The following is a 25,829-nucleotide window of genomic DNA, read 5'->3' on the forward strand; positions in this document are numbered from 1 at the left end:
GAAACGTACTCATTTATCCGCTAAGATAGCATCAGATTCAACCATTATTGCAAAGCGAAGGGGAGATTCCATATGAAAGTATTGTACAATGGAGATTTCATTGAAAAAAAGGATGCACATGTTGATATTGAGGACAGAGGCTATCAATTTGGTGACGGAGTCTATGAGGTCATCCGAGTATACAATGGTACTTTGTTTACGTTAAAGGAGCATACAGAGCGTCTGTTCAAGAGTGCAAAGGAAATTGGTATTCATCTGCAAGGTACAGTATCTGATATGGAAGAAAAGTTAAAACAGCTCGTCGCTCACAATCAATTAACAGATGGCGGTGTATATATTCAAGTCACGCGGGGAGTCGCCCCTCGTAAACATCAATATAGCGATTCTCTCACTCCTCAAATCACGGCATATACGTTCCAGGTGAAAAAGCCTGTTCAAGAGCAGAAAGCTGGTGCAAAGGCCATATTATCTGAGGATCTTCGCTGGTTAAGATGTGATATCAAAAGCTTAAACCTTTTATATAACATCATGGAAAAGCAGAAAGCATCTGAAGCTGGTGCGTTTGAAGCAATCCTGATAAGAGACGGCTTTGTGACCGAGGGAACCTCCTCGAATGTATATGCCGTGATTGATGGCGTGATTCGCACTCACCCTGCAAACAATCTCATTTTAAACGGCATTACCCGTAGAAAGCTGCTGGAGGTATGTGAGGCAGAAGGATGTACTGTTGAAGAAAATCGAATAAGCAAAGAAGAACTGCTGCGCGCTCAGGAAATCTTCATCAGCTCGACGACGGCTGAAGTCATTCCGATTGTTGAAATAGATGGCGAGCCAGTAGGGAAAGGCGTTCCAGGCGAGCTGACAAAGCGCGTACAGGAAGGCTTCCAGCAAAAAATTAAACATGAAAGTGAAGCATCGATCTCTTCATAAATAAAAAAGGCTGTAAACATTAGTTTACAGCCTTTTGTGATGCATTTATTTCACAATAAGCACAGGTATATCTGATTTTGCTGATAACTTTTCACTCACACTGCCAAATAGCATTTTTTTCAATCTGCTTTGGTCACGTGCTCCCATGACGATGAGGTCTGCTGAAATTTCCTCAGCATATTCGATAATCGCTTCTGCTGGTTCTCCCTCCACAATTTCAATGGCAGCCTCAAACTGCTCCTCATTTAAAAGCATTCTTGCTTCTGCGACGACCTCTTCTGTATGGTCTTCAAAAATCAAGGGACTTTGCTGTTCATCATGAGGCACATACACAGGGGGTGTTTGAAGATCTGCCATGCCGCCGCCGATATAAGCCCCGCCAGTCATTGGGCGCGGTGCATCAAACACCTGTCTGCCTGTTTTGCCATCATGGGCATAGGCAACGGTCAGCTTGGCATGCAAGGTTTTGGCTAAAGCGATTGCCTTTTTTAATGCTTTCTTACTGTCTTCATGTCCATCAAATGCAACGACCATCCGATCAGCTTGAAACAATGTCCTCATTCCTTTCAAAAGGAGTCTTTACACTCATGGTATACCCGTTATTAGAAAAAGATACACATAAAGGAGATTGATTTTTGTTAGAAAATTTCATTTATTGAAAAATATTTATTGACAAAATGGTGACAGCCACTATAAGATAAAAAAAGATTCAAGAGCCAAAAGGAGGAAATGTCATGTGCAACATTGGAAGAATGAAATCAAACTGCATGAATGGGTTGATTCACGTGACAATTACACCTTCATTGGTCATTGAAAAGGAACTCGTATGTTCCAATTGATCGGATGAATCAAGGCGTATGTTGCGTATTTGTCAACATGCGCCTTTTTACATGACGAAAAGAGGCGTACCAGCCAGCTGGTGGCCTCTTTTTTTGTTGTATTCATTTCGCAATCCGAAATAAAGAGATGGAAAACACCAATTAAATGAAGAGGAGTGAAAGCATGTGAACATGCCAAAATCAAGACAAATGATAAAAGCCCAAAAAACGAAACAAGGTGACTTGCAGGAAAATTTAGAAAGCGGCTAGCTTGAAAAGGAGAGACAAACATGTTTTCAGTATTTGCGAAATTAGGCTGGTTCTTTAAACAAGAGTGGAGGCGTTATACAATCGCTATTACGCTTCTGCTCATTGTGAATGTGCTTGAAATGCTTCCGCCAAGATACCTTGGCCAGGCAGTGGATGACATTCGTTCTGGTCAATTTACAACATCCAGTATTTTGTTTTATGTGACCATTTTTTGCTTACTAGGTGTCGTCGTCTATACACTTACATATTTTTGGATGTATCAGTTATTTGGCGGCGCAAATGTCATGGAGCGTGTGATGCGCGGGAAACTGATGCGCCACTTGCTGAAGATGACACCGACCTTTTATGAAAAGAAAAAAACCGGTAACTTAATGGCATTAGGAACAAACGATTTGAATGCTGTGGCCTTAACGACAGGTTTTGGCGTTCTGACCTTGGTTGATTCCACTGCTTATATGCTGATGATCTTCTTTACGATGGGTCTGACAATTAGCTGGAAATTAACCTTAATGGCGATTATCCCTATGCCGCTGATGGCGCTCTTGATTGCGTTTTATGGCAGCAAAATCCATGAGCGCTTTACTGTCGCTCAGGATGCATTTGGTGATATGAACGATCGTGTTCTTGAATCAGTGGCAGGCGTTCGAGTCATTCGGTCTTTTGTACAGGAGAAACAAGATGTCGAACGCTTTCGCGAAATGACAGATGATGTATTCCAAAAAAACATGCGAGTGGCAATCATTGATTCCTTATTTGAACCGACAGTGAAATTACTTGTAGGAATCAGCTACTTAATCGGAATCGGCTACGGAGCCTATCTCGTATTCCAAAGTGATTTAACCATTGGGGAGCTTGTTGCATTTAACGTCTATCTTGGCATGATGATCTGGCCAATGTTTGCGATCGGCGAATTGATTAATATTATGCAAAGAGGAAATGCGTCGTTAGACCGGTTGAATCATACACTCAGCTACAAGCCGGACGTAACAGACGCTGCTCAGCCGAAAACATTACAAGAGCCTGGAGATATTGAGTTTGATCACGTGACATTCAGGTATCCAACTTCACCTAAAGATAATCTCATTGATGTGTCTTTTACCGTTCGAAAAGGGCAGACGATTGGGATTACAGGCAAAACGGGAAGCGGCAAAACGACCATTGTCAAACAGCTTCTGCGCCAGTACCCGGCAGGTGATGGGCAAATATTGCTATCAGGTGTTCCAATCCAAGACATTGAATTAGATCAGTTATTTCAATGGATCGGATACGTACCGCAGGATCATATTCTTTTCTCAAAAAGTGTCGAACAGAATATGCGCTTTGGTCATCGGGACGCGAAACAAGATGAGTTAGCACAAGCAATCAAAGATGCTTACTTTGAAAAGGATCTACGCCTTCTGCCAGAAGGTTTGGAGACCATGGTTGGGGAAAAAGGTGTTGCGCTGTCAGGCGGACAAAAACAGCGAATATCCATTGCACGTGCTTTATTAATTGATCCAGACATTTTAATTCTGGATGATTCATTGTCTGCGGTAGATGCAAAAACAGAAACCGCTATCCTAGAAAATCTAAGACAAAACCGTCATAGCAAAACGACGTTTATCACGACTCATCGCCTATCAGCTGTTGAACATGCGGATCTCATTCTTGTCATGGAAGAAGGACGCATTGTCCAAAAGGGCACTCACAACGAGCTCATCCAGCAGGATGGGTGGTACCAAGAACAATTTTTGCGTCAGCAGCTGACAAATCAGCTGGAAGGAGGGGATGAGGCATGACAACAGGAAGAAGACTCCTTGCCTACGCACTCCTATATAAGAAAGTACTGTCTGTTGCCTTAATCTTTCTAATGATTGCAGTTGGTGCTGAGCTGACAGGACCGTTTATTGGGAAGAAAATGATTGATGATCATATTTTAGGTGTAGAAAAACCGTATGTCGAGGTCAATGAAAAGACAGACAAAACCGTTTATTACCAGGGAAATAACTATATACGAAGCGATCGATTAAACAATGGAATGGAATCTGGAAAGCAAATCAATGTGGTGCAAGTCGGGTTCGGTTACTATTTTGTGAATGAGCCGATTCGTTTTGATGGAAACAGAAAGATATCGGGAGATCAGCTCACCATTGATAATGGGAACGAGCGTGAGACCTATGAGGTACAGCGTTTATCAAAAGAAGAGATTTTTGCTTTTTATCAGCCAGAAATCAGTGGTTTGGTGCAGCTTGTTCTATTTTATCTAGGGCTGCTCATCGTTGCGATTTTCTTTCAGTATGGGCAGCATTATTTGCTCCAGAGGATTGCAAATCGAATTATTCAAAAAATGAGGGTAGACGTCTTTGAGCACATCCAAACGCTGCCGATCCGATATTTTGATAATTTACCGGCTGGAAAGGTTGTCGCGAGGATCACCAATGACACGGAAACCATTCGTGACCTATATGTAACAGTCCTTGCTAATTTTGTGACGAGTGCCATTTACATGATTGGGATTTACATTGCCATGTTTTTATTAAATGTGAAGCTGGCACTCATTTGTTTGGTCGCAGTACCAATTATATTCCTATGGTCGATGACTTACAGAAAGTTTGCATCCGTGTACAATCACCGAATTCGTTCGATCATCAGTGAAATCAATGCCAAGTTAAATGAAGCCATTCAAGGGATGACCATTATTCAAGCGTTTCGTCATGAAAAAGCGACGAAAGAGGAATTTGATGAGCTGAACAACAATCACTTTCGGTATCAGCGAAAGATGCTGCATTTAAATTCACTTCTTTCACATAACTTGGTTAACCTGCTGCGAAATTTAGCATATGTGGCGCTCATTTGGTATTTTGGCGGTGCATCGTTAAGTGCGACAGGCATTGTGTCCATTGGTGTGCTCTATGCGTTTGTCGATTATTTAAATCGATTGTTTCAGCCGATCACAGGTATTGTGAATCAATTCTCCAGGTTGGAATTAGCAAGAGTTTCATCGGAAAGGGTGTTCCGATTATTAGATGAACCCGGAACAGAAGTGGAAGAACCTGTTCAGAAGAAGCTGGAGGGACACGTTCAGTTCAAAGATGTCACCTTTGCTTATAATGAAGGGAAAAATGTCTTAAAGAATATTACGTTTGAAGCTAAGAAAGGTCAAACGGTTGCACTTGTGGGGCATACTGGTTCTGGGAAAAGCTCGATCATGAACTTGCTGCTGCGTTTTTATGACATTCAGCAAGGAGACATTCTCATAGATGGCGAAAGCATATATGATCAGTCGCGTCAAACGCTGCGTAAACAAATGGGCATTGTGCTGCAAGACCCGTATTTATTTTCGGGAACGATTGCCTCCAATGTCAGCTTAGGAAATGAAGACATCAAAAGAGAAACCATTGAATCCTCATTAAAGCAAGTAGGCGCAGCAGAGTTATTGAAGCATCTGCCGCAAGGCTTTGATGAACCAGTCGTTGAAAAGGGAAGCACCCTTTCCTCAGGGGAACGTCAGTTGATTTCATTTGCGCGCGCATTAGCGTACGATCCAGCGATTTTAATTTTAGATGAAGCCACCGCCAACATTGATACAGAAACAGAAGCGATCATTCAGCGGGCGCTTGATGTAGTCAAAGAAGGACGAACGACTTTTGTGATTGCTCACCGATTATCCACGATTAAGAAAGCCGATATGATCTTGGTGTTAGAAAAAGGTGAAATCGTCGAGCGTGGCAGTCATGAACAACTCATGCAGCAAGAAGGGCTGTATGCGCAAATGTATGAACTGCAAAAAGGCGCTGTTGCAAACAGTTGATGAATAGTAGAAAAAAGAGCCTCTTCAAATTGAATGAGGCTCTTTTCCTTTGCATGAAAAAGTCGAGGACGGACTCCTCGACTTTTACTGGTTATATTGTTTGGACAGGCTGCATCATCAATAAGCGATGCCGACGCGTTGATGCACAAATTCCTTCGAATTTAACTGCTGATATAAAAAGTGTGCGGTATCTTCAACTGAAATTTTCTTTCCATCTATAGGGAGAAAATCTTTCTCATAGCGATATGACCGTGTCACTTCTCCATCTGGTAAATAGGTTGGACAAATAATGGTCCAATCTAGATCAGTTGATTGAAGGATTTCAAACGCTTTCGCATGCTCTTTAGCTGCTCGGGAAGTAGTCCGCTTTGATTCATTTGTTTCAAAACGGTAAAGCTCCGGCTGCTGCCTTGCTTTTAAAATACCTGCTGTACCAATTGTAATAATTCTAGATGTATTTGTTTGCTTCATGGCTTGTACGATATGCTCCATTGAAACAGATAATGTATCATCACCATCTGTTGATAGACAGCTCACAACAATATCTGCTCCTTTCATTGTCTCAAGCACATCTTCTCGATTTCTTGAATTGCCGGTGACTTGAAACATACCCGCAAGCATTTCTTCCCGGTTTGTCCGAATCAATGAACGAACCATGTAACGATCATCTACTTGAACGAAACGAAGAAATGCTTGTCCTACACGTCCATGAGCACCGAAAAGAGCTATTTTCATCTGTTCGATCCCTCCACTACATACTATAAGTGAAAAGAACCCAAAATGGTACAACTTTTATGTGATGCTTTTTTTATAAAGGTGAAAGGACCGAATACTATGACCATATTCACATAATAGAGAGATCCCTACAAATTGTAAAAGTTCAAAGTTCATACCAGAAATAATGTCCATGAAGATCCGCTCCTTTCTACTACATGATATGAGCTGAAAGGAGTTTGGTGAGGGATAAAAACAAAAAAAGAAGACACCATAAGAGGTGCCTTCTATGATCCAGGTATGAAATTAAGCTTTTGTTCCGCCAAGGTTTTGTTGAGCGTAAGACACAAGACGTTTTGTGATTTCTCCACCAACTGAACCGTTAGCACGAGCTGTAGTTTCTGCTCCAAGGTTTACACCAAATTCAGAAGCAATTTCGTATTTCATTTGATCGATTGCTTGCTCTGCTCCAGGAACTAGTAATTGGTTTGAACTATTAGAATTTGCCATGATGTGATTCTCCTTTTTGTATATGATTTATTTTTTTGGTTGGGTTTGCTGGAATCGCACCAGCGAAATGATCAAGTCATTTGCCACTTGGCGAAACCCAATGCAGTAACTGCTTTGTACTAAGTATTATGGTTATTTCCGAAAAAAACATACGAGAAAAGAACATGGTAAATGTTGTGTGAACATACAAAAAACCATCACCCAATAATAAGTGATGGCGCTGCTTATATATCTTTTTATTCAGCTGAGCGGATGCGCAGCTCTGTATCTGAATCAAAGAAATGGGCTTTGTTCATATTAATCGCAAGAGGGATAGACTGTCCGGCCTGTACATCGGTACGAGAATCAACACGTGCAATAAACGATTGATCATCGATAGAAGAGTAAAGCATCGTTTCTGCTCCCATTAATTCAGCTACTTCTACGTTAGCTTTAATTTTTGTGCCTTCAGACGCCTCTATAAATACTGGTTCATCGTGAAAATCTTCTGGTCTGATGCCTAGTATGACATCTTTTCCAATATAGCCTTGGCTGCGTAATACTTTCATTTTCCCCTCTGGTACACGAATATGTGTTTTTCCAACCGCGATGGCGCCGTCAGAGAGCTTTCCTGTAAAAAAGTTCATCGCTGGTGAGCCAATGAATCCACCTACAAACACATTCTCTGGGTTTTCATATACATCTTTCGGTGCTCCAACCTGCTGAATAAAACCATCTTTCATCACAACAAGGCGGGTTGCCATTGTCATGGCTTCAGTCTGATCATGTGTCACATAGATAAATGTCGTTTGCAGACGCTGATGAAGTTTAGAAATTTCAGCACGCATCTGAACACGGAGTTTTGCATCTAAATTAGAAAGCGGCTCATCCAAAAGGAAAACCTTTGCATCACGTACAATCGCTCTGCCAAGGGCAACACGTTGTCTTTGACCGCCAGACAGTGCTTTTGGTTTTCTGTCTAAATATTGCTCAAGCCCCAATATTTTAGCGGCATTTCGAACCCGCTCATCAATCTCTGCTTTCGGAAACTTCCGAAGCTTTAATCCAAAAGCCATATTATCGTACACATTCATATGAGGATATAATGCATAGTTTTGGAAAACCATTGCGATATCCCGGTCTTTCGGCGCTACATCATTCATCCGTTTTCCATCTAACAGAAAGTCTCCTTGTGAAATTTCTTCTAGACCTGCAATCATGCGAAGGGTTGTTGATTTTCCGCAGCCTGATGGACCAACAAACACAATAAATTCTTTATCTTCTATATGTAGATTAAAGTTGTCTACTGCTGTTACCTTGTTATCGTACACTTTATAAATTTGATTCAGCATTATTTCAGCCATTTAATGTCAGCCTCCCCAGTCTCTCTTTTTGAAAGCGCTTTACTATTGATTAAAGTGTATAAAATGGGGAAGAGTCTGTAAATGGACAACGTGCACAACATCCTATTTTCATTTTTGGGCAGGGTGCTCATCTTTCGTTCTTTCTTTATGAAAGATCAAGTAGAGTCATCATCAAATAAGCAGCTGATGCTTCTGGAAAATGTCGTATATCTAGCCCAGTGCGCTCAATAAATTTATCAATTCGATATTGAAGACTGTTTCTGTGAACATATAATGCTTTTGCTGCTTTGGATGCGTTTAAATTACATTGCATATAGGTCATGAGAGTGCGGTAAACATCTCGGTCAACAACCGCTTCTTTAAAAGCATCTGATATAGCATGAGAGAGGGCGGATGCATCATAACAAATGAACGATGGCAGGCATTGATAAAATGTGGAGACCCCTGATCTAAGCTTTTCTCGCTGCATGTGGCATACAAAGAGCTGTTGTTCATTTAATAATCTCATCTGTAAATGGTCATTTGGCAAATGCAGTTGCCCTTGTATAAAGACTGAGTCTGTTAAAAAATCACTTGTAATGGCTAGAGACAAATCGTTTAACTGATTTAATTGACTATTTTCTGATGTAGCGTTTGGTTGAATCAGCATAGCTGTTTCAGGGCCTGTCCATATGAAATGAGTATGTTCGAGGCTGTTATTCACAGCCTCTTTTATTTGCTGTCTTTGTTCCTCTTGATGGATCATTTGAAAATAATAAACACGGACGGGATGTTGGACAGTTAGTGGTTTGTTTTCAAAAAGATAGCTGAACCATCTTTGTTCACCCTCGGTCTGCGCTTTTTGAAATAGATCAATCGGTGTTAGAAAAGAGTTGAGAAGAAGTGTCTCTCTTGCTGTAAGCTCCGATTTGTCTACTCCGAATATTTCGCCTTCGTCTGTTTGATACCAAAGAATTTGTTTGTCATGAGTAGGTGTACTGATGATATGGTCTCCGTAAACAAGTTTTAATTTTTCTAACATGGCGGGGCTCCTTAAACAGTTTAATCATAGACATGGAATAGCATTAATTCGTGGATTTCTTCTTTTAAGGTTGGTTCAACTTCATGGGGCGGAAGATGAGAGCCCCATTCAATGTCACCTGTTTTGTGGTAGATGCCTTCATAGTGCGCTCCATTGTGGAAAAAGGATATTTTCCAGCCTGGCAATTGTGCTTTCTTAAAAAGAGGTTTCCATTGAAAATGAGAAATCATATCATCATTGCCTCCTTGCTTTTATTGATGAAACAATAAACAAACACGACAACACGGAAACAACCTTGAACTTGATTTTATTGTATCTCATCTCATGAAAAGAGCATAGAAAAAGCATAAATTTAAGAGCACAACATGTGGCAAAAATGTAGTCAGTAGACGTTCGCGTGATCTGAAGTGGTGAGTGCCGTTTCTGAAAGGTAAGATGCGTAACCCATGATTCTTTTCCCAATCAGCCATTCTGATTTTTTCAAAGAGACATGCTGGAAAATCTCTCGGCCAGGGCGAGAATTGGCCTCAAACATCCAAATTGCGCCTGTTTGATCAATGCCTAAGTCAAAACCGATTTCACCAATATGCCCGGTCATTTTTTTATCTATTACTTGGCTAAGCGTGATGGCAGTATGAGAAAGCTGCTGTAAAATCTGCAAACGTTTCTTTTCTTCTGGAAAGACTGCATAAAGTGTTTTCACCGTTCCGCCGTGTAACTGGTGAGTTGTGATGGTGTGATCTCCAGAAATTTTTGCTGCTGCTGCTGTGACTGTCCAATCACCGTCTTTATTTTTATTCGTATGAACTCTGAAATCCATCGGCTGATTGTCTATTTGAAGAAGCTCAATGCCTTGTTGTGCAATAAAATCATGAATTGCATGATCTTTTCGCAGCCTTTGAACAAACTGATCTATTGAATCATATGGAATAGCCCTTCCAAAATTTGAGCATACAGTGATTCCGTGATTTTCCTTTTTTAACCGATAAATACCGTCTCCATGACTTCCGTTCGTCGGTTTTAAGTATATAACTTGATGAAGGTGGAGAAGTGTTTCAATTTTACTTAGAGCGTCCATGGGATCTAATTGTACAGAATGTGGGAGAAAGGACCATGTTTTTTCATCTGTTAATAGCTGTTCATGAATCTCCCATTTATTAAAAAAGTAAGGATTGAACCAAGGGATATTATAGTCTTGGGTGAGTTTTCGCTTCGTTTCTTGAATGAGTGCTGACTGAGCAGCTTTTCTATTTGGAAGACGGTCATAAATGACTGACGGCAGGGGAAGCTGTTTTTTAACCCATGAACCTTGCTGGTACAACAATCCTTCTACAATTCCTTTTTCCCAATCAATAGAATGTGACCCAAAAAGATAGGCAAAACCAGCATGCTGTCTGAAAGAATGCAGCAGTTTGATAAAAAGTTGTGTTCTTGTTCCTAATGGCTGCGTGCTTTGCTCAAAACCTGCAGTGAAAATGCCCATCAACGCCCCTATAAAAAGTGTATGGTCAATGATGATCACATCAGCTTTTGATTGGTAAGGAATCAGTAAATCTCTGTATAGATCTTCAGATAATAATATTTTCTTTGGATGCTGATGATAGGAAATGTTGAAGTCATCGACTAAACGAGACCCTAGGGCAAGAGAATGGATGGCCTCTTTCTGTTTATAATGGTCGGGAAGATGAATTGTTTTTTCACTTGTGAGGTGTGGGGCGATGATGCAGCGATTTTTGTTCATAAGAAACCTCCTTCGGTTGAGACATCATCGATTGCGCATGTTCAAGAATGGTACGAATCAACTGATGTTCCTTTTCAGGGTAAGCTTTTAAAAAAGCGGATCGTCCTGGCTTTGATCTGACATATGATATGAACAGCCTGCCTTCACTTGTATGAAGCAAGTCTACTGCGAATTCAAAGCAAGGAGAGTAGGTTTTATCTATATAAGCTGGAATTGATGCCTGAATGGACGCAAGATCGTCTAAAAGGAGCTCCTTGATGTGTGGCTGCAATGTATGTAGATAGTGTTCAAAGCCTATCACAGGATCTGATTTTTGTGTAAAACTTAAAAGACTATTTTCTGCAGGTGATTTTGTGTGAATCCCCATGCGTTTCCATTGATTTTGTGAATCTTTCATAAGAAAAATCCTGATTTCATTGAATAAAGGTTCTTTTTGATCACTTGTGTTGAAAAATTGAAGGAAATACCGGCCTGCATATTTTTGGCACCAGCGCTCCATCTCTGACGCGCGAGAAAATGTAATGGTTTGATTGGAACTTAGCTGAACGGTGAATGTTGATTTGCCATCAAAGGAAATGAAGTAAGTAGATGCTGCGTGCTGCTGGGAGAGAGGCTGCATTCTATAATAACCGCCAGCCCCGCACTCCCTTACCATATTGATCAGGTCTGAGGGCTCTTTTAATAAAGAGCATCCAGGTAAATATGGCTGTAAAGCAGAGAGGAGACGGAGCTGCTCAAATAGCACCATTTTATTTGAAATGCCGGTATTCAAAAAATCTGTTTTTGGATACTTTTTTAGCCATTCCATGATGGGTTTTGCTTTTTTAGATTGTGCGTCATGCCGGTAAAGACATCGATCGTAAATCAAGTCGGGAATCGGAAACTGTGCGTCGGCAAACCCTTGGTCATTCATATATGTTTGACCTTGTATCAAATTTGAAGCCGGCTTTAAATCAAGTGGTGTAAAACGAACAACCTTTAAACGATAAGAAGAGGCAGCTTTGGCGAGCTGACGTGTAAATGCCTCTTCATACTGCGGAGAAAGGGTTACAATACCTAATGTTTTCATTAAAAAACACCTTCTTTTCAACTTCTTTTTTTACCATTCACAAAAACGTTTTTTTATGATTTTACATAAAGCTTGCGCTCCTTTATCATTACGACAGATCGCTTGATCATATGTCTCGCTGCATACTTCATTTGCTTGGGAACTTGACAACAACTATAATACGTATAGATCAAAACAATAAACATCGGGTGTTGTTTGAAAGGTAGATGACGACTTTGAATATATTCACAACGTTTATCTTTATGATTGTTATCGGCGCAGTCATAGGAGCAGCGACAAACCATCTTGCAATTAAAATGCTTTTTCGGCCTTATAAACCATATTACTTATTCGGAAAACAGCTTCCATTTACACCGGGGCTTATCCCTAAAAGAAGAGACGAAGTAGCCAAGCAGGTTGGTGTCATGGTTATGGAGCATTTGCTCACGCCAGAAGGTATTCAAAAGCGATTTGAATCATCCGAGGCAAAGCAGGAGATCCTGCGTACAGTCCATCGATATATTGACAAAGGCGCAAATATGGAGATAACCGTATTCTCCCTGCTAGAAAGGTTCGGCGTTACAGAGGCTGATGTCAAAGCAGATAAATGGCTCCATCAGTGGTCTGATCAGAAGCTCAAATCACTGCTTGAAACATATAACCAGCAAACTTTATCTGAATTGCTCCCTGTAGAAGTGGAAAACAAAATATCATCGAAAATTCCAGATGCAGCAGATTATATTTTAAAGAGAGGCATTCATTATTTTGAAAGTAATGAAGGCAAAGCAAGGCTCGGCAATATGATTGATGATTTCTTAAAAGAACGGGGAATGCTTGGCAGTATGGTCCAAATGTTTCTAGGGAATACAAGCTTAATTGATCGTGTACATCCCGAAATCATCAAGTTTTTAAGAAACGCAGAAACAAAAAGATTTTTATCAGATTTGCTTGTTCAAGAATGGGACAAGGTGAAGCAATTTTCTCTTCATGAGCTTGATGAAAAATGGAATGTGAAGGAACTTATTTTTAGTGTGAAAAACCAATTGCTTTCTCATTTCTCTACAAAGCTGATATTAGACAAACCTGTTGGGACATATGTCAGTGCTGTCGCGGATGATCTTAAAACACACTTTGTGCCAGTGTTGATTGATAAGGGGATCGGAGCGGCTTCAAATGCTTTAGAGGGTCTGCTTGCTAAGCTGCAATTTGAAGATATCATTCGTGAACAAATTGAACTTTTCCCGCTTGAAAAAATGGAAGAGCTTGTAGTCAGCATCTCCAATAAGGAGCTGAAGATGATTACATTTCTAGGCGGTCTTTTAGGCGGGATGATTGGTGCTATCCAGGCTGTTTTTGTGGCGCTATTCTAAGACAAGCTAGAGAAATTTTAATGAATTCATTGTATATATGTGAAACGAAAGCCATAGTTTGTTATAGTGGAGTGGTGTCCGCCGATCATATCGGTGATAACGGATAGAAAGGAGACATAACATGTCTGTAAATCTTTACGATGTTGCATATGACCTTGAAAAAGCATTGCGTCATAGCGAAGAATATTCAACTTTAAGAAATCTTTATGATGAGGTAAATGCGGATGAGTCCTCTAAAAGAATGTTTGAGAACTTCCGTGACATTCAAGTAAACCTTCAACAAAAACAAATGACTGGTCAAGAGATCACACAAGAAGAAGTGGAGCAAGCTCAAAAAACAGTTGCGCTTGTTCAGCAGCACGACAAAATCTCTCAGTTGATGGAAGCAGAACAACGTGTGAGTGTTCTTATCGGTGAATTAAATAAAATTATCATGAAGCCACTTGAAGAGCTTTATGGGAATCCAGAAGAAAACTAATGGAAAGGGCGATGTCATTCGCCCTTTTTTGTTTTAACTTTTCTCCTCAATATCTTTTAAAAAAAGGTTGTCGAAGCACATAAATTCTGCGATAATACTTATATTGAAAGTGCTTTCAAAAAGGCGCTCTCAAGGGACAATTGGGTGCGTTTCACTTGGGATTTAAGGCAGTGAGCCAAACGAGAGAGAAGCGCTTCTGGGAGAAACGCAAAGCATAAGGGGATCTGATATAAGCAATGCTTTGGTGTGTGAAAGATAAGGGGATCATGGGGAGCTTCATCACTCCATTGTAACGCATCCAAACCATACATAAAAAAAAGCCTAGGGGTAGGCTTTTTTTATTTATCAATCATTCATAACCTGTGGCTCTTTCAACTGCATGTTCTAAAGCACCAAGCTAGGGCATATCCTCATCGTAAGTACAGTCATCAAGAAGGGGGATGCCTCAGTGTCAAAAAAACTACTTGCACTCAATATAGATGGGACGTTACTTCGTTCCAATGGTAAAATCCATTCCGCTACAAAAGAAGCTGTGGAATATGTAAAGAAAAAAGGGGTTTACGTGACGATTGTCACCAACCGGCATTTTCGTTCCGCTCAAAAAATTGCCAAGGCGTTGAAGATTCCAACATCAACCCTTGTGACGCATAGTGGTGCATTTATCGCGGATAAACTCGATGAGCCGCTTCATGTGAAAAAATTAACGGAAGAAAAGACATTTAATCTTGTGCAAATCCTTGAAAGCTTCGATTGTAATGTTCGCTTGCTGCATGAAAAATTCTCGATCGGCAACCGGAAAAAAACGCAGTCTCAGCTGATGGGAAAGACGCTCATTCATCCGTCTGATCCAATTTTCTATCCCGTTCAATTTGTTGAATCGTTAAGTGATATGCTGATGGATGAACCGGTCAGTACACCAGTGATTGAAGTATATTCGACAGCGGAGCTTCAGCCTGAGATTCACAGGACCATTCAACAAGCATTCCCATCTGTTGATCTTATTAGGATCAGTGATGAGAAAATGAATATTGTCTGCAAAGGGGTTTCGAAAGAAGCGGGACTTTCTCTCTTAACTTCTGCACTCGGTTTTACTTTAGAAGATACGGTCGTTATTGGACATGGAACAGATGATATTCCAATGCTTGAATTGGCTGGTTTAGGCGTTGCTATGGGAAATGCCCCCAATGATGTCAAGCGCAAAGCCGATTGGGTGACCCGCTCGCACGATGAACAGGGTGTGGCTTATATGATCAAGGAATACTTTAGAATGCAGCAAAGAGAAGGATTTTTACATCAATTTGATATTAAAAGATAATACAGTGAAGGCCCTGTCAATCAAGAAATGGCAGGGCCTTCGTCTGTTCCCTTCATTGCTTTTCCTACATGAATTTTGTAAAATGAAACAAGTTTGAAGATAAAGGTGATATGATGCGAATTTTAATTAAAGGGCTGTCAGATGAACGATTTCATCGCCCGCTTGTCAATATAGCCAATTTATTTGAAGAAGATAGTGAAGTGATATTTGAAACAAGTGAATTTGATGATGGTTTGGTCATTGAATTTAGTTGTAAGGAAGAAAATGGCATGGTGGAAGCGTCTGGCCATATCGATGGGTCAGATATCACCAGTCGTTTTTCACGGGATCTCCCAAAGAACTTGAACGATAAGGAGCGCTGGAAGCAAATCAAAAACACAGTGCTGTCTGTTTATTTACACTTGCTTCAGGAGCACACGGGAATGACACAAAAGTGGGGGATTCTCACAGGAATACGTCCTACGAAATTGCTTCATAAGATGCTGAGAGAGGGCATGTCAAAGGAAGATGCACATGCGGCATTAAAGCGTGATTACTTGATTCATGATGAAAAAATCAATTTGATGCAGGAGATTGTCGACCGTCAGCTTAAAGCCATTCCAGATCTGTATGACCTTCAGCAGGAAGTGAGTATTTATATTGGCATTCCTTTCTGTCCCACAAAATGTGCTTATTGTACGTTCCCTGCTTACGCCATTAAAGGACAAGCTGGTAGAGTGGGAACGTTTTTGTTTGGTCTGCATTATGAAATGCAAAAAATGGGTGAATGGCTAAAAGAACATGGGATCAAAGTGACGACCGTTTACTTTGGCGGAGGCACGCCAACGAGCATCACAGCGGAAGAAATGGATTTGCTGTATGAAGAAATGTATCGCTCGTTCCCTGATGTGAAGCATATACGGGAAGTAACTGTCGAAGCAGGGCGTCCGGATACGATTTCCCCTGATAAGCTAGAGGTGCTAAACCGCTACAATATTGACCGGATTAGTATCAACCCGCAATCGTATGAGAATGAAACATTAAAGGCTATTGGCCGGCATCATAGTGTGGAAGAAACGATTGAAAAGTATCATTTATCAAGACAGTACGGCATGAATAATATCAATATGGACTTAATCATTGGATTGCCGGGAGAAGGGCTCAAAGAATTCCAGCACTCCTTGCAGCAGACTGAGGAACTCAAGCCTGAATCTTTAACTGTGCATACCCTTTCCTTTAAAAGAGCATCTGAAATGACGCGCAATAAGGAGAAATACCAAGTAGCAGACCGAGAAGAAATCACACGTATGATGGATGAAGCAGTCACTTGGACGAAAGCACATCATTATCACCCATATTATTTATATAGACAAAAAAATATTTTGGGAAATCTCGAAAATGTCGGGTATTCATTAGATGGACAGGAAAGCTTGTATAATATCATCATCATGGAAGAAGTACAGACAATCATTGGCATTGGGTGCGGTGCAGCAAGTAAATTCATTGATCCACGGTCAGGGAAAATTACGCAGTATGCCAATCCAAAAGATCCAAAATCGTATAATGACCGCTATGAACACTATACAGAAGAGAAAATTCAATTCCTTGAATCATTATTTGTTTCTCACGTTTAAACACTGCGATGACGCAGTGTTTTTTTCATTTGTAAAAGGGTATATAAGTGATAAAAAGTTAAAGCAGGTGTACATATGATAGATGTGATCGGAATTGGGATTGGACCTGCCAATTTAGGATTGGCCGCTTTGTTAGAGGAGTATGAGGATGTCTCATGCTGTTTTTTTGAACAGGAGTCTGAGTTTGCTTGGCATCCCGGTATGCTGATCAAAGGAACGGATTTACAAGTTTCCTTTTTAGCAGACCTTGTCACAATGGCGAATCCAAGGAGCAGGTATACATTTTTAAATTATTTACATGAATCAAATAGACTTCACCGGTTCTATACATTTGAACAGTTTGATATCCCGCGGAGAGAATTCAATGAGTATTTATCATGGGTTGCAGGAGAGTTAGATAGCTGTCAGTTTGGGATGAAGGTAGAAGAAGTGACGGACTGCCAAGAAGGCTACCTTGTGAAAGTCAGACGATTGAAAGATGGTTCACTATCTGAGTATCGTGCAAAGCATGTTGTGCTTGGAACAGGAAGCAAACCGATGATTCCGGTCGATGTGCCTGAAGCAGCATACCCATATGTGACCCATAGCAGCCGTTATTTAGAACAGCAGAAATCACTTCACGAAGCTGAGTCGGTGGCGGTGATCGGTTCAGGGCAGAGTGCAGCCGAAATTTTCTTAGACCTGCTTCAGCATCAAAACAAAGGCCAGCAAATTTCGTGGTTTACGCGTTCTAGTGAATTTAGAGAGCTGGAGACGGCTGAGCTTGGCCAAGAGCTTTTTACACCAAAGTATGTCGAGTATTTTCATTCGCTTCCTTATGAAGAACGTATGAACACATTGCCTAGGCTGACAGGATTAAGAAATGGCATAGATGCATCGACACTTTCGCGCATTTATCAGGAATTGTATCATCGCTCTGTTTCAGGTGAAGAGCCATCTGTGATCATTCAGCCAATGACCGAGCTTGAAGCGATTCAAATAGGAGAGCAGCAGTCTTTGGAGCTGCACCTCAGACAGTGGCAGCTGAAGAAAGAAAAAAGCATAACAGCAGATCATGCCGTATTAGCTACAGGGTACACACCGAATATCCCTGAATGGTTTGACGCATATGAACTTTTGATTGAATGGGAAAGTGATGCGCATTTTAAAGTGACAGACGACTTCAGGCTTGTGTTCAAAGACAAGCGCTCAAATCATTTCTTTACATTCACGAATCTTGATCATTCTCATGGAACAGCGGCGACCAATTTAAAACTATCGATTTACCGCAACCAGAAAGTGATTCAAACCATTCGCGGGATCGAGGAAGCGCCAGTCAAGCAAGAGACTGCATTTCAGCAATTTGAATAAGACATAAAAAAGGGCCCAAGCATAGGGCCCTTTTTTATTAGATCGTCGTTTCTTTTTTTACTTTTGGTTTTTCAGGTTTCCATTTGAAGATTTTGTTGAGGATTTGATAGATTTTCTTAGATTCTTTCGTTACGAGCGGTCCTAATATCGCAAGAATTAAGACATACAATGCAGCAAAGGGCTTCAAAGTAGCGGCAAGTCCGCCCGCAATGCCAAGCTCGGCAACAATGATTGAAAACTCTCCTCTCGATACGATGGTTAATCCAATATTAGAAGAGGCTTTATGAGAAAATCCAGCTCTCCGTCCAGCAAACATTCCGGCAGTGAAGTTCCCAATTAAGGTAAGCATCACAGCGCCGATCGCAAGCCAGAAGGCATCACCCAATGTAAATGGATCAATACTGAGACCAAAGCTGAAAAAGAACATTGCTCCAAAGAAATCTCTAAACGGAACCACGAGGTGCTCGATGCGGTCAGAGTGCTCTGTTTCTGAGAAAACAAGACCAAGTAAGAGAGCCCCAATAGCCTCTGCTACATGAATCGTTTCTGAGAAACCAGCGACAAAGAACAAAGCCGCAAATATCACAATGATGAACACTTCGTTCGAACGGATATCAAACAACTTGTTTAATAGTTTTGGCAGCTTTCGCGCAATGATAAAGAAAAGCATCATATAACCAAAAGCGATTAAAATAGATAATAAGGCACCGCCAACAGTAGTGGCATCTCCTAGGACAAGACCTGATACGACGGATAAATAAACGGCAAGGAAAATATCCTCAAACATAATAATCCCTAGAATTAACTCTGTTTCAGGATTTGCCGTCCGTTTCAAATCGACAAGGACTTTGGCCACAATGGCGCTGGATGAAATGGTAATCACTCCTGCCATAATGAGAACCTCAAGGAATCCAAACCCTGTGATAAAACCGTAGAGCAGTCCTAAGCTGAAGTTGATCAAAATATAAATAGATCCGCCGACTGCAATGGATTTACCAGATTTAATGAGTTTTCCGACAGAGAACTCAAGTCCAAGATAGAAAAGCAGGAACAGGACGCCCATTCTGCCAAAAAACGAAATAATCTCGGTGCTTTCGATAAATTTTAAATCAATGATCCCGATAGTTGGAGCATGCGGCCCAACAATCATTCCGAGGACAATGAGAAAAGGGATGATAGAAAATTTAATTTTATTGGCGATTAAGCTGGCGATGGCGATAAGAATAAGCGCCGTCCCAACTTCAAAGACTAAATGATCCATTCATCACTCTCCCCCTCTAGAAAGAAAATCACGTATCAATCGCTTCAAGTGTTTTCTTTCGCCCGAAATGACCATCGTATCATTTGCTTGAATAATCGAATCGGCACCAGGGTTGAGTAATTTTTCATTTGTATGTTTAATGATCGCAATCACGGTGACTTCATAATTTTGTCTCACATCTAAATCACCGAGTGTATGTCCCACCGCTTTTGCACCTTTTTCCACCTTAAACCATTCAATGATCAAGTCATTGAAGGCCATTTCAATGGTTTCTAGTGCCTGCGGTTTATACACCATACCGCCGATAATAGCAGCGATTTGCCGGGATTCAGCATCATCGAGTGAAATGGTAGACAGCACTTCATCTGGATCATCATCGTCAAAACGATAAATCTCCCGTCTGCCATCATCATGAATCACAATCGTCATCTTTTCTCTATTTCTCGTTTCAATTTCAAATTTCTTTCCGATCCCAGGAAGATCATTTTCTTTAATGTTCATTTTATCCCTCCGAATTTGATAGGCTGTGTTTTTCGTATAGTAAATACGGATGAAATAAAATGAATCAGTAGAGGTAATTAGATTGATACATAACGGGGATCACACACTTCATTTCCAAAAAACATAGATCAATGGATAATGCAGATGATGGGGCAGGCTTTGACAGAAAAGTTTTGGCATCCGCCATTGATAATCTGTCCTTCAACAAAATAGATGAAGCATGTTTTTTTGAAAATGAAGGTGTCTTCACAGCATTGATTTCTTCATCATAGATGGATGGAGAAATCAGGCTAGGTGTGCTCGCTTCTGCTTGTGACGCAAAAACGACATTTGAAAAAGGAGAAAACATGACGATGAAGCTAACCAATATCATGATGGAACATCTGATCAATCATCCTCCTCCTTTCAAATTTATTTTCTTTCTTATTTTACTATATAAAAATATATTTCTTGTTTCAATGATTATGCTTATTTTAGTATCAATTGATCTTGAAATTTTTTGTTTAGAGAAAAAGGTTTTACTTGATGGAAATGGAAGTAAGTTATGAGCTTTTAAACAAAAAGGGGGATGGATGATGACATATATCAATTGTCAGTTAGACGGGGATGTTTTTGAAATCGTTTTCAATAGGCCTGAAGCTTATAATTCGTTTCATGTGGACATGTTTGCTGAATTCAAAGAAGCATGTGATGCAGCGGAGGAAAGTAGTGCTAAAGTCGTTGTCATCAAGGGAGAGGGAAAAGGATTTTCAGCAGGCGGAGATATTGGGATGATGCTTAAGCAGGAAAGTGAAGAAGATTTCCATCGTGTGATGGATTTGATCGAGGGAATTACACTTTCACTAGCTAGTATGAAAAAAGTGACGATTGCGCTTGTCCACGGGTCAGCAGCAGGCCTCGCTTTTAGCTTTGCCCTAAGCTGTGACTACTTGTTTATGCATCACGATGCTAAACTTGCCATGAATTTTAATGGGGTAGGATTAATTCCAGATGGCGGGGGGCATTTTTTCCTCACAAAAAGAGTCAGTGAGCAAACCGCCAAACAATTGATTTGGAGCGGACAAAAGCTGCCGGCTGAAGAAGCGTTAAAGCTGCGCCTTGCCGACGGGCTGTTCCAAGAAGAGGTCGATACGTACCAAAAAGTGTGTGTGAAGTCGTTTATGAACATGCCGCTTCAAGCCTTTATCGAAACAAAGATGATCTATTTCCAGCAGTCAGAATCAAAGCTCTTAGCAGTTCTTCAAAAAGAGAGAGCAGCACAGGCAAGACTGAGAAAAAGTCATGATCACAAGGAAGGTATACAGGCTTTTTTAGAAAAAAGACGACCTGTCTTTCAAAAAGCATAAATGAACATGAGGCCGGCGAAAGCCGGCTTTTTAACGTTCAAATAAAAGCAGCTTACCTGCTGGATCAACGAGTCGATGAGAATGCTTTGTGTATTGCTGTTCCATTAAGCGATGACGTCCTAATTCCTTTGCCTTCTCGTCACTATCCGCTGTGATTTTTTCATTTAATAAAGTCTCACCTGACCGGTCAAATACGGTTAAAAAGTATGTCTTCTCCATGCCTCATCTTCCTTTCCTCTCTTTTTTAATGTAATTAAACATGAAATAAGATAAAACCTCTTTTTTAGCCCTTAAAAATGCGTTTTTTAGAATGAAAGTGATAGAACGTGCATTCGTAAAAATGGCATGATAAAATATGGACAATGACAGTATCGGACAAGGAGATAGACGTTTGACTAAGCTCACCTTTATTCATGCCGCAGATTTACATTTAGACAGTCCATTTGCAGGAATGTCGACGATACCTAGTTCCATATTTAAGCGGCTCAAAGAAAGTACATTTCAAAGCGCTAAGAACATGTTTGATCTCGCCATTGCGCGGGCAGTAGACTTTGTGCTGCTGAGCGGAGATTTATTTGATGAATCCAATCGCAGCCTGAAAGCACAGCTCTTTTTAAGAAACCAGTTTGTAAGACTGCAAACACACGGGATTGAAGTCTTTATTATTTATGGGAATCATGATCATTTAGGCGGTGAATGGACACCGATTGAGTGGCCCGAGAATGTACATGTCTTTTCGAGCAGCACACCAAGTGAGCACTCCTATTATCGAGGGGATCAGCTTGTCGCGAGTATTTATGGGTTTAGCTACAAAGAGCGGGCTGTCTATGAAAATATGACATCTCATTATGTCAAAACGACAGATGCTGCCTATCACATTGCGATGCTTCACGGCACATTAGCTGGGCAAGAAGGCCATGATGCTTACGCCCCGTTTCAGCTTCAGCAGCTCCTTTCGCAAGATTTTGATTATTGGGCGCTCGGACATATACATAAAAGAGCCCTTCTGCATGAAGATCCATATATTATTTATCCTGGTAATGTGCAGGGCAGACATATGAAAGAAGCGGGAGAAAAAGGCTGTTACTTGATTCACCTCTCCGAAGATTCTCACACAGCGGATTTTATCAGCTGTACAGATATCATCTTTGAGACACTGGCAATAGACATCACAGAAACGGCTCATATGACGGATCTTGTCACACTTGTGGAAGGCAAAATCAATGAGCTGAAAGAGGAAGGCATTCCTCATTTTGTCAGAATTGAATTGATAGGTGATGCGCCTTCTTACTTTGAGCATACACAGCTTGAGGTCCTCGAAGAGCTGATGACTGTTTTTCATGAGCAGGAGGAAGATGAAGACGTGTTCGTTTGGGTGATGTCAATTGACTGCCGAACAAATGAGGAAGTGATCTATCCAGAGGATTCTTTTTTGAAGGAACTCACTACAGAAATTGAACAGTTTGAGTCATATGAAGAGCTGCTTTCACCGATCAAGCGTCACCCAACCTACAGAAAGTCAGGAACAGCGCTCACAAAAGAGGATGAAGTGGATATAAAAGAAGAAGCACAAAGGCTGCTGACGGAACAGCTGAAGCAATTATGAGAAAAGGAGAGGTATGATGAAAATACGTTCACTCCATATAGCGAATTTCGGGAAATTTTCAAATCGAACCTTTCACTTTTCTGATGACGGTTTTCAGCTAGTTTACGGCCTGAATGAATCGGGGAAAACGACATTGAAGGCGTTTATTGAGTCGATGTTATTTGGTTTTTCAAAAAACAAGATGTACAAGTCGAAACAAGGTTCTTTCTATGGCGGCTCCCTCACTTGCTTAGATGAGGAGTTAGGTGTCATTCACATTGAGAGATCGTCCGATCGAGGCGGTCAAGCACAGGTGTTTTTACCGAATGGTGAAGTGAAAGACGAAGTATTCCTGCGGACTCTTTTAAAGGGAACGGATCGCAGATTATTCCAATCAATCTACTCATTTGATGTGTTTGGACTGCAAAATGTCCAAGCCTTAAACGAAGATCAAATCGGTGAATTTCTGCTTTTCTCAAGTTTATTTGGCTCAGATGCGGCCTCCAAGATGGATAGCAGGCTGCTTAAGCAGCAGGAGCAGCTGTTTAAACCAAATGGACGCAAGCCAGAATTAAACCAGCAACTTGATCGTTTAAAAGAGCTAACTGGCCAGCTGAAACAAGCTAGATTGGCAGAAGGCCGCTATACAGAAAAAAAACGGGAGCATTCTGAATTCATAGAGACGATCGCAGCGCTTCAAAATGAAATGAAGCAGACAGAAGAACAGATTCAGCAGTTAACTGAATACATTCGACTTTATCCCATGATAGAGAAGAAGATGGAGTTAAAAATAGAATTAGCCCGTTATCCAGAACGAGTCAAACGCTTTAGAGCAGAAACAGAGCATGAATTGGATAAATTAGAATCACACCTTCACCCGAAAAAGGCTCATATGACTGCACTAAAGCAAAAATTAGATCATTTGCAAACCACGATGGCACAAGTTCAACCGCTTCATGACAAGGATACGTTACTGGAGATGAAGCGTGTCGTTGATGAATCATCTCATGCTGAACGTGTCAAAAATCGCTTAGCTGAATGTAAAGCAGAGCGTGATTCATTGAAACAAAAAATGGACGAAGCCGCAGCGAAGCTGAAGTGGCAGCGTTCAGTCAAGCTCGATCAGATCGACGACTCCCTTGAATTTGAGTGGGAATTAAAGGAGGCTGTCAGCCAATATGTTCGTTTAATGGACAGAAAGGCACAGCTGGATGACAGGTTTGATCATGCAAGACATGAGCTGGAAGAAGCGGAAACCGCTTTAAAAGGATTAAAGGAACAGCAGGCCAAATCGCACAGTACAGTGGAAACTGGGGAAACAAGAACAAAAGAGAAACAGGTTCATTCCCGGGCGTGGTTATTTCCTGTGATGGTGATGTTTGATGCTGCATTTCTGCTTGTCCTTTTCTTTTTAACAGAATGGTGGATTACTTTCTTATTTGCGGGATTTTCTGTTTTTGTCTTCTTTGCCATTTATCCATTTTTGAAATCAATACAGGTGAAACAGGGAAGCGGCGTGGGAACATTCGATTCCTTCCAGGTGCAGGCAGCTTCAGCTGAAACGCTTGTGAGGCAGAAGGAGCTTTTGTACGAAAGGATTATCCGGCAATATGAAGACTGGGAGCTGGAGCTGGAACCTGTCCAGCAGCAAGTAGAGGAAAAGAAAAGACAGCTGGGCTTGTCCTCAGAGCTTTCTTTCCTTGTAGAAGCCTTCCTTATTCTGAAGCAATTAAAAACGGATACAGCGGGATATGAGGAGCTTAGCCGGGAAATAGACGAGCTTGCCGGCCAGCAATCCAATTATGAGCACAGGGTGGAAGCGTTAAGCAGTCTTCTTCAACGAAAGGAAGGCACCATTCAAGAGAATATCTTGGCCTTTCAAGAGATATTGAAAGATGAGGCGAAAAGAGAAAAAGAACGTCAGACATTGGATGTATCGATTCAACATGTGAAACAGCAGATCACGACGCTAGAAGGGGAAATTGACTATTACGAAAAACAAATGGACGCGCTTTTTCGTCAAGTAGAAGCAGAGTCCAAAAAAGATTACCAAATCCTTTCTCATGTATCAAAAGAATATCGGGCACGGCTTTCCCATTTGCAGCAGCTGAATCAAGAGCTGCATAGAAGCGGCTGCTTTGATGAGGAAGAATCGATTGTTCGCAAAGGATTGCGTCTTCTTGAAGATGAGTGTGCAGAAGCGAAGCAGCACCTGAATAACGTACAATCGAATGCGGCAAATATGGAAAAACGCCTGGCAGAACGAGCAGTGGAAATCCGGCAAATAGAAGCTTCTGGTACGGTGTCTGATTTGACTCATCAGCTTGCAGCTGAGCAGGAGCATGCAAAGCACCTTGCGAAAAAATGGGCGGCGATTCAGCTTGTCCGCTCCGTCATTCGAGAAAAATTGAATGAGCATAAAGAAACAAGGCTGCCAGCATTGCTGCAAACAGCTTCAAGCTTTATTCAGCCGTTAACGAATGATCGATATGAAGCCATTTTATTTTCACCCGAGGATGACCGGCTGATCGTGAAAAGGGTGGATGGACGAATATTCCGCCCAGAAGAGCTCTCACAGGCAACATGTGAACAAATCTATCTGGCGATTCGTTTTGCACTCGCCTTGTCGCATCAGCAGGAGTGTCAGCTTCCGTTTATGATGGATGACAGCTTCGTTCATTTTGATCATGTACGTCTAGGAAGAGTGTTGGAGTTGATGAATGAACTCACACGTTTTGAAACACAGCTGTTTTATTTTACCTGTCATCAGCATATGGCGCAGGCAGCAGAAGATGGACAGATTACGAGTTTAGCAGTTGAATGAT

23 protein-coding genes are annotated in these 25,829 nt (G+C 41.1%); 12 read left to right on the plus strand and 11 right to left on the minus strand.

The genetic code is table 11. From position 1 onward, the window contains the following. Positions 1–72 precede the first annotated feature (72 nt). The gene (gene dat / locus C9414_RS13325) at positions 73–930 is read left to right on the plus strand and encodes a D-amino-acid transaminase (RefSeq protein WP_107163815.1); all 858 of its coding nucleotides are present in this window, start codon (positions 73–75) and stop codon (positions 928–930) included. Between the two features lie 45 nt (positions 931–975). Here dat and C9414_RS13330 read toward each other — a convergent pair whose 3' ends face one another. Then, on the minus strand, positions 976–1,482 hold the full coding sequence (locus C9414_RS13330; RefSeq protein ID WP_039177520.1) for a universal stress protein: 507 nt from the start codon (positions 1,480–1,482) through the stop codon (positions 976–978). A 556-nt stretch (positions 1,483–2,038) separates the two neighbouring features. Here C9414_RS13330 and bmrC point away from each other — a divergent pair. Together bmrC and C9414_RS13340 are read left to right on the plus strand one after the other, a co-directional pair. After that, the gene (gene bmrC, locus C9414_RS13335) at positions 2,039–3,796 is read left to right on the plus strand and encodes a multidrug ABC transporter ATP-binding protein BmrC (RefSeq protein ID WP_107163816.1); all 1,758 of its coding nucleotides are present in this window, start codon (positions 2,039–2,041) and stop codon (positions 3,794–3,796) included. After that, on the plus strand, positions 3,793–5,808 hold the full coding sequence (locus C9414_RS13340; RefSeq protein WP_058838785.1) for an ABC transporter ATP-binding protein: 2,016 nt from the start codon (positions 3,793–3,795) through the stop codon (positions 5,806–5,808). Before bmrC ends, C9414_RS13340 begins: the two co-directional genes overlap by 4 nt. 117 nt (positions 5,809–5,925) lie before the next feature. Here C9414_RS13340 and C9414_RS13345 read toward each other — a convergent pair whose 3' ends face one another. From C9414_RS13345 to C9414_RS13375, 7 genes are all read right to left on the minus strand, one after another. Continuing rightward, positions 5,926–6,543 (minus strand): NAD(P)-dependent oxidoreductase, encoded by a 618-nt coding sequence (locus tag C9414_RS13345; RefSeq protein ID WP_039177527.1) that lies wholly within the window; start codon positions 6,541–6,543, stop codon positions 5,926–5,928. A gap of 285 nt (positions 6,544–6,828) precedes the next feature. Beyond that, entirely contained in the window at positions 6,829–7,032 is a 204-nt protein-coding gene (locus C9414_RS13350; RefSeq protein ID WP_039177528.1) for an alpha/beta-type small acid-soluble spore protein, read from the minus strand. 236 nt (positions 7,033–7,268) lie between these two features. Continuing rightward, on the minus strand, positions 7,269–8,375 hold the full coding sequence (locus tag C9414_RS13355; RefSeq protein ID WP_047202891.1) for an ABC transporter ATP-binding protein: 1,107 nt from the start codon (positions 8,373–8,375) through the stop codon (positions 7,269–7,271). Positions 8,376–8,520: 145 nt separating this feature from the next. Then, positions 8,521–9,396, minus strand: a complete 876-nt coding sequence (locus C9414_RS13360; protein ID WP_107163817.1) for a helix-turn-helix domain-containing protein — start codon at positions 9,394–9,396, stop codon at positions 8,521–8,523. 20 nt (positions 9,397–9,416) lie between these two features. Then, positions 9,417–9,626, minus strand: coding sequence for a YheE family protein (locus tag C9414_RS13365; RefSeq protein WP_073204534.1), 210 nt, complete (start codon positions 9,624–9,626; stop codon positions 9,417–9,419). Positions 9,627–9,778: 152 nt separating this feature from the next. After that, positions 9,779–11,137 (minus strand): YheC/YheD family endospore coat-associated protein, encoded by a 1,359-nt coding sequence (locus tag C9414_RS13370; protein WP_107163818.1) that lies wholly within the window; start codon positions 11,135–11,137, stop codon positions 9,779–9,781. Further along, positions 11,094–12,206 (minus strand): YheC/YheD family protein, encoded by a 1,113-nt coding sequence (locus C9414_RS13375; RefSeq protein WP_107163819.1) that lies wholly within the window; start codon positions 12,204–12,206, stop codon positions 11,094–11,096. Before C9414_RS13375 ends, C9414_RS13370 begins: the two co-directional genes overlap by 44 nt. A gap of 215 nt (positions 12,207–12,421) precedes the next feature. Here C9414_RS13375 and C9414_RS13380 point away from each other — a divergent pair, with 215 nt between their 5' ends. From C9414_RS13380 to C9414_RS13400, 5 genes are all read left to right on the plus strand, one after another. Further along, positions 12,422–13,555, plus strand: a complete 1,134-nt coding sequence (locus C9414_RS13380) for a DUF445 domain-containing protein (RefSeq protein WP_107163820.1) — start codon at positions 12,422–12,424, stop codon at positions 13,553–13,555. Positions 13,556–13,676: 121 nt separating this feature from the next. After that, positions 13,677–14,033 (plus strand): YlbF/YmcA family competence regulator, encoded by a 357-nt coding sequence (locus C9414_RS13385; RefSeq protein WP_024425750.1) that lies wholly within the window; start codon positions 13,677–13,679, stop codon positions 14,031–14,033. A gap of 448 nt (positions 14,034–14,481) precedes the next feature. Beyond that, positions 14,482–15,348, plus strand: a complete 867-nt coding sequence (locus C9414_RS13390) for a Cof-type HAD-IIB family hydrolase (RefSeq protein WP_039177545.1) — start codon at positions 14,482–14,484, stop codon at positions 15,346–15,348. Between the two features lie 113 nt (positions 15,349–15,461). Beyond that, complete coding sequence (locus C9414_RS13395) at positions 15,462–16,961, plus strand: coproporphyrinogen III oxidase (RefSeq protein WP_047202896.1); 1,500 nt, start codon at positions 15,462–15,464, stop codon at positions 16,959–16,961. Between the two features lie 75 nt (positions 16,962–17,036). After that, positions 17,037–18,311, plus strand: a complete 1,275-nt coding sequence (locus tag C9414_RS13400; protein ID WP_107163821.1) for a lysine N(6)-hydroxylase/L-ornithine N(5)-oxygenase family protein — start codon at positions 17,037–17,039, stop codon at positions 18,309–18,311. A gap of 37 nt (positions 18,312–18,348) precedes the next feature. On the opposite strand, the gene C9414_RS13405 is transcribed toward C9414_RS13400, so the two are convergent. After that, positions 18,349–19,572 carry a cation:proton antiporter gene (locus C9414_RS13405; RefSeq protein ID WP_039177552.1) on the minus strand — a complete coding sequence of 408 codons (1,224 nt, stop codon included), beginning with the start codon at positions 19,570–19,572 and terminating at the stop codon, positions 18,349–18,351. 3 nt (positions 19,573–19,575) lie between these two features. Further along, positions 19,576–20,073 (minus strand): cation:proton antiporter regulatory subunit, encoded by a 498-nt coding sequence (locus C9414_RS13410; RefSeq protein ID WP_048238384.1) that lies wholly within the window; start codon positions 20,071–20,073, stop codon positions 19,576–19,578. Between the two features lie 353 nt (positions 20,074–20,426). Here C9414_RS13410 and C9414_RS20255 point away from each other — a divergent pair, with 353 nt between their 5' ends. Both C9414_RS20255 and C9414_RS13425 read left to right on the plus strand, forming a co-directional pair. Continuing rightward, on the plus strand, positions 20,427–20,621 hold the full coding sequence (locus C9414_RS20255) for a hypothetical protein (RefSeq protein ID WP_080967171.1): 195 nt from the start codon (positions 20,427–20,429) through the stop codon (positions 20,619–20,621). 27 nt (positions 20,622–20,648) lie between these two features. Continuing rightward, positions 20,649–21,419 carry an enoyl-CoA hydratase gene (locus C9414_RS13425; RefSeq protein ID WP_039177561.1) on the plus strand — a complete coding sequence of 257 codons (771 nt, stop codon included), beginning with the start codon at positions 20,649–20,651 and terminating at the stop codon, positions 21,417–21,419. A 30-nt stretch (positions 21,420–21,449) separates the two neighbouring features. Here the strand turns inward: C9414_RS13425 and C9414_RS13430 are convergent, their stop codons facing one another. Continuing rightward, positions 21,450–21,638 (minus strand): YhzD family protein, encoded by a 189-nt coding sequence (locus C9414_RS13430; protein WP_039177563.1) that lies wholly within the window; start codon positions 21,636–21,638, stop codon positions 21,450–21,452. A 172-nt stretch (positions 21,639–21,810) separates the two neighbouring features. On the opposite strand from C9414_RS13430, the gene C9414_RS13435 reads away from it, so the two are divergent. Together C9414_RS13435 and C9414_RS13440 are read left to right on the plus strand one after the other, a co-directional pair. Continuing rightward, positions 21,811–23,025 (plus strand): metallophosphoesterase family protein, encoded by a 1,215-nt coding sequence (locus C9414_RS13435; RefSeq protein WP_107163823.1) that lies wholly within the window; start codon positions 21,811–21,813, stop codon positions 23,023–23,025. A gap of 16 nt (positions 23,026–23,041) precedes the next feature. Further along, positions 23,042–25,828 carry an ATP-binding protein gene (locus C9414_RS13440; protein WP_107163824.1) on the plus strand — a complete coding sequence of 929 codons (2,787 nt, stop codon included), beginning with the start codon at positions 23,042–23,044 and terminating at the stop codon, positions 25,826–25,828. Position 25,829: the final 1 nt, after the last annotated feature.

Source organism: Bacillus sp. Nf3 (assembly GCF_003028545.1).
Taxonomy (GTDB): domain Bacteria; phylum Bacillota; class Bacilli; order Bacillales; family Bacillaceae; genus Bacillus; species Bacillus safensis.

Coding starts and splice junctions, on each gene's coding strand:
- dat (WP_107163815.1), top strand. CDS start 73: ATGAAAGTATTGTACAATGGAGATTTCATTGAAAAAAAGGATGCACAT.
- bmrC (WP_107163816.1), top strand. CDS start 2,039: ATGTTTTCAGTATTTGCGAAATTAGGCTGGTTCTTTAAACAAGAGTGG.
- C9414_RS13340 (WP_058838785.1), top strand. CDS start 3,793: ATGACAACAGGAAGAAGACTCCTTGCCTACGCACTCCTATATAAGAAA.
- C9414_RS13345 (WP_039177527.1), bottom strand. CDS start 6,543: ATGAAAATAGCTCTTTTCGGTGCTCATGGACGTGTAGGACAAGCATTT.
- C9414_RS13350 (WP_039177528.1), bottom strand. CDS start 7,032: ATGGCAAATTCTAATAGTTCAAACCAATTACTAGTTCCTGGAGCAGAG.
- C9414_RS13355 (WP_047202891.1), bottom strand. CDS start 8,375: ATGGCTGAAATAATGCTGAATCAAATTTATAAAGTGTACGATAACAAG.
- C9414_RS13360 (WP_107163817.1), bottom strand. CDS start 9,396: ATGTTAGAAAAATTAAAACTTGTTTACGGAGACCATATCATCAGTACA.
- C9414_RS13365 (WP_073204534.1), bottom strand. CDS start 9,626: ATGATTTCTCATTTTCAATGGAAACCTCTTTTTAAGAAAGCACAATTG.
- C9414_RS13370 (WP_107163818.1), bottom strand. CDS start 11,137: ATGAACAAAAATCGCTGCATCATCGCCCCACACCTCACAAGTGAAAAA.
- C9414_RS13375 (WP_107163819.1), bottom strand. CDS start 12,206: ATGAAAACATTAGGTATTGTAACCCTTTCTCCGCAGTATGAAGAGGCA.
- C9414_RS13385 (WP_024425750.1), top strand. CDS start 13,677: ATGTCTGTAAATCTTTACGATGTTGCATATGACCTTGAAAAAGCATTG.
- C9414_RS13395 (WP_047202896.1), top strand. CDS start 15,462: ATGCGAATTTTAATTAAAGGGCTGTCAGATGAACGATTTCATCGCCCG.
- C9414_RS13400 (WP_107163821.1), top strand. CDS start 17,037: ATGATAGATGTGATCGGAATTGGGATTGGACCTGCCAATTTAGGATTG.
- C9414_RS13405 (WP_039177552.1), bottom strand. CDS start 19,572: ATGGATCATTTAGTCTTTGAAGTTGGGACGGCGCTTATTCTTATCGCC.
- C9414_RS13410 (WP_048238384.1), bottom strand. CDS start 20,073: ATGAACATTAAAGAAAATGATCTTCCTGGGATCGGAAAGAAATTTGAA.
- C9414_RS20255 (WP_080967171.1), top strand. CDS start 20,427: ATGAAGCTAACCAATATCATGATGGAACATCTGATCAATCATCCTCCT.
- C9414_RS13425 (WP_039177561.1), top strand. CDS start 20,649: ATGACATATATCAATTGTCAGTTAGACGGGGATGTTTTTGAAATCGTT.
- C9414_RS13430 (WP_039177563.1), bottom strand. CDS start 21,638: ATGGAGAAGACATACTTTTTAACCGTATTTGACCGGTCAGGTGAGACT.
- C9414_RS13440 (WP_107163824.1), top strand. CDS start 23,042: ATGAAAATACGTTCACTCCATATAGCGAATTTCGGGAAATTTTCAAAT.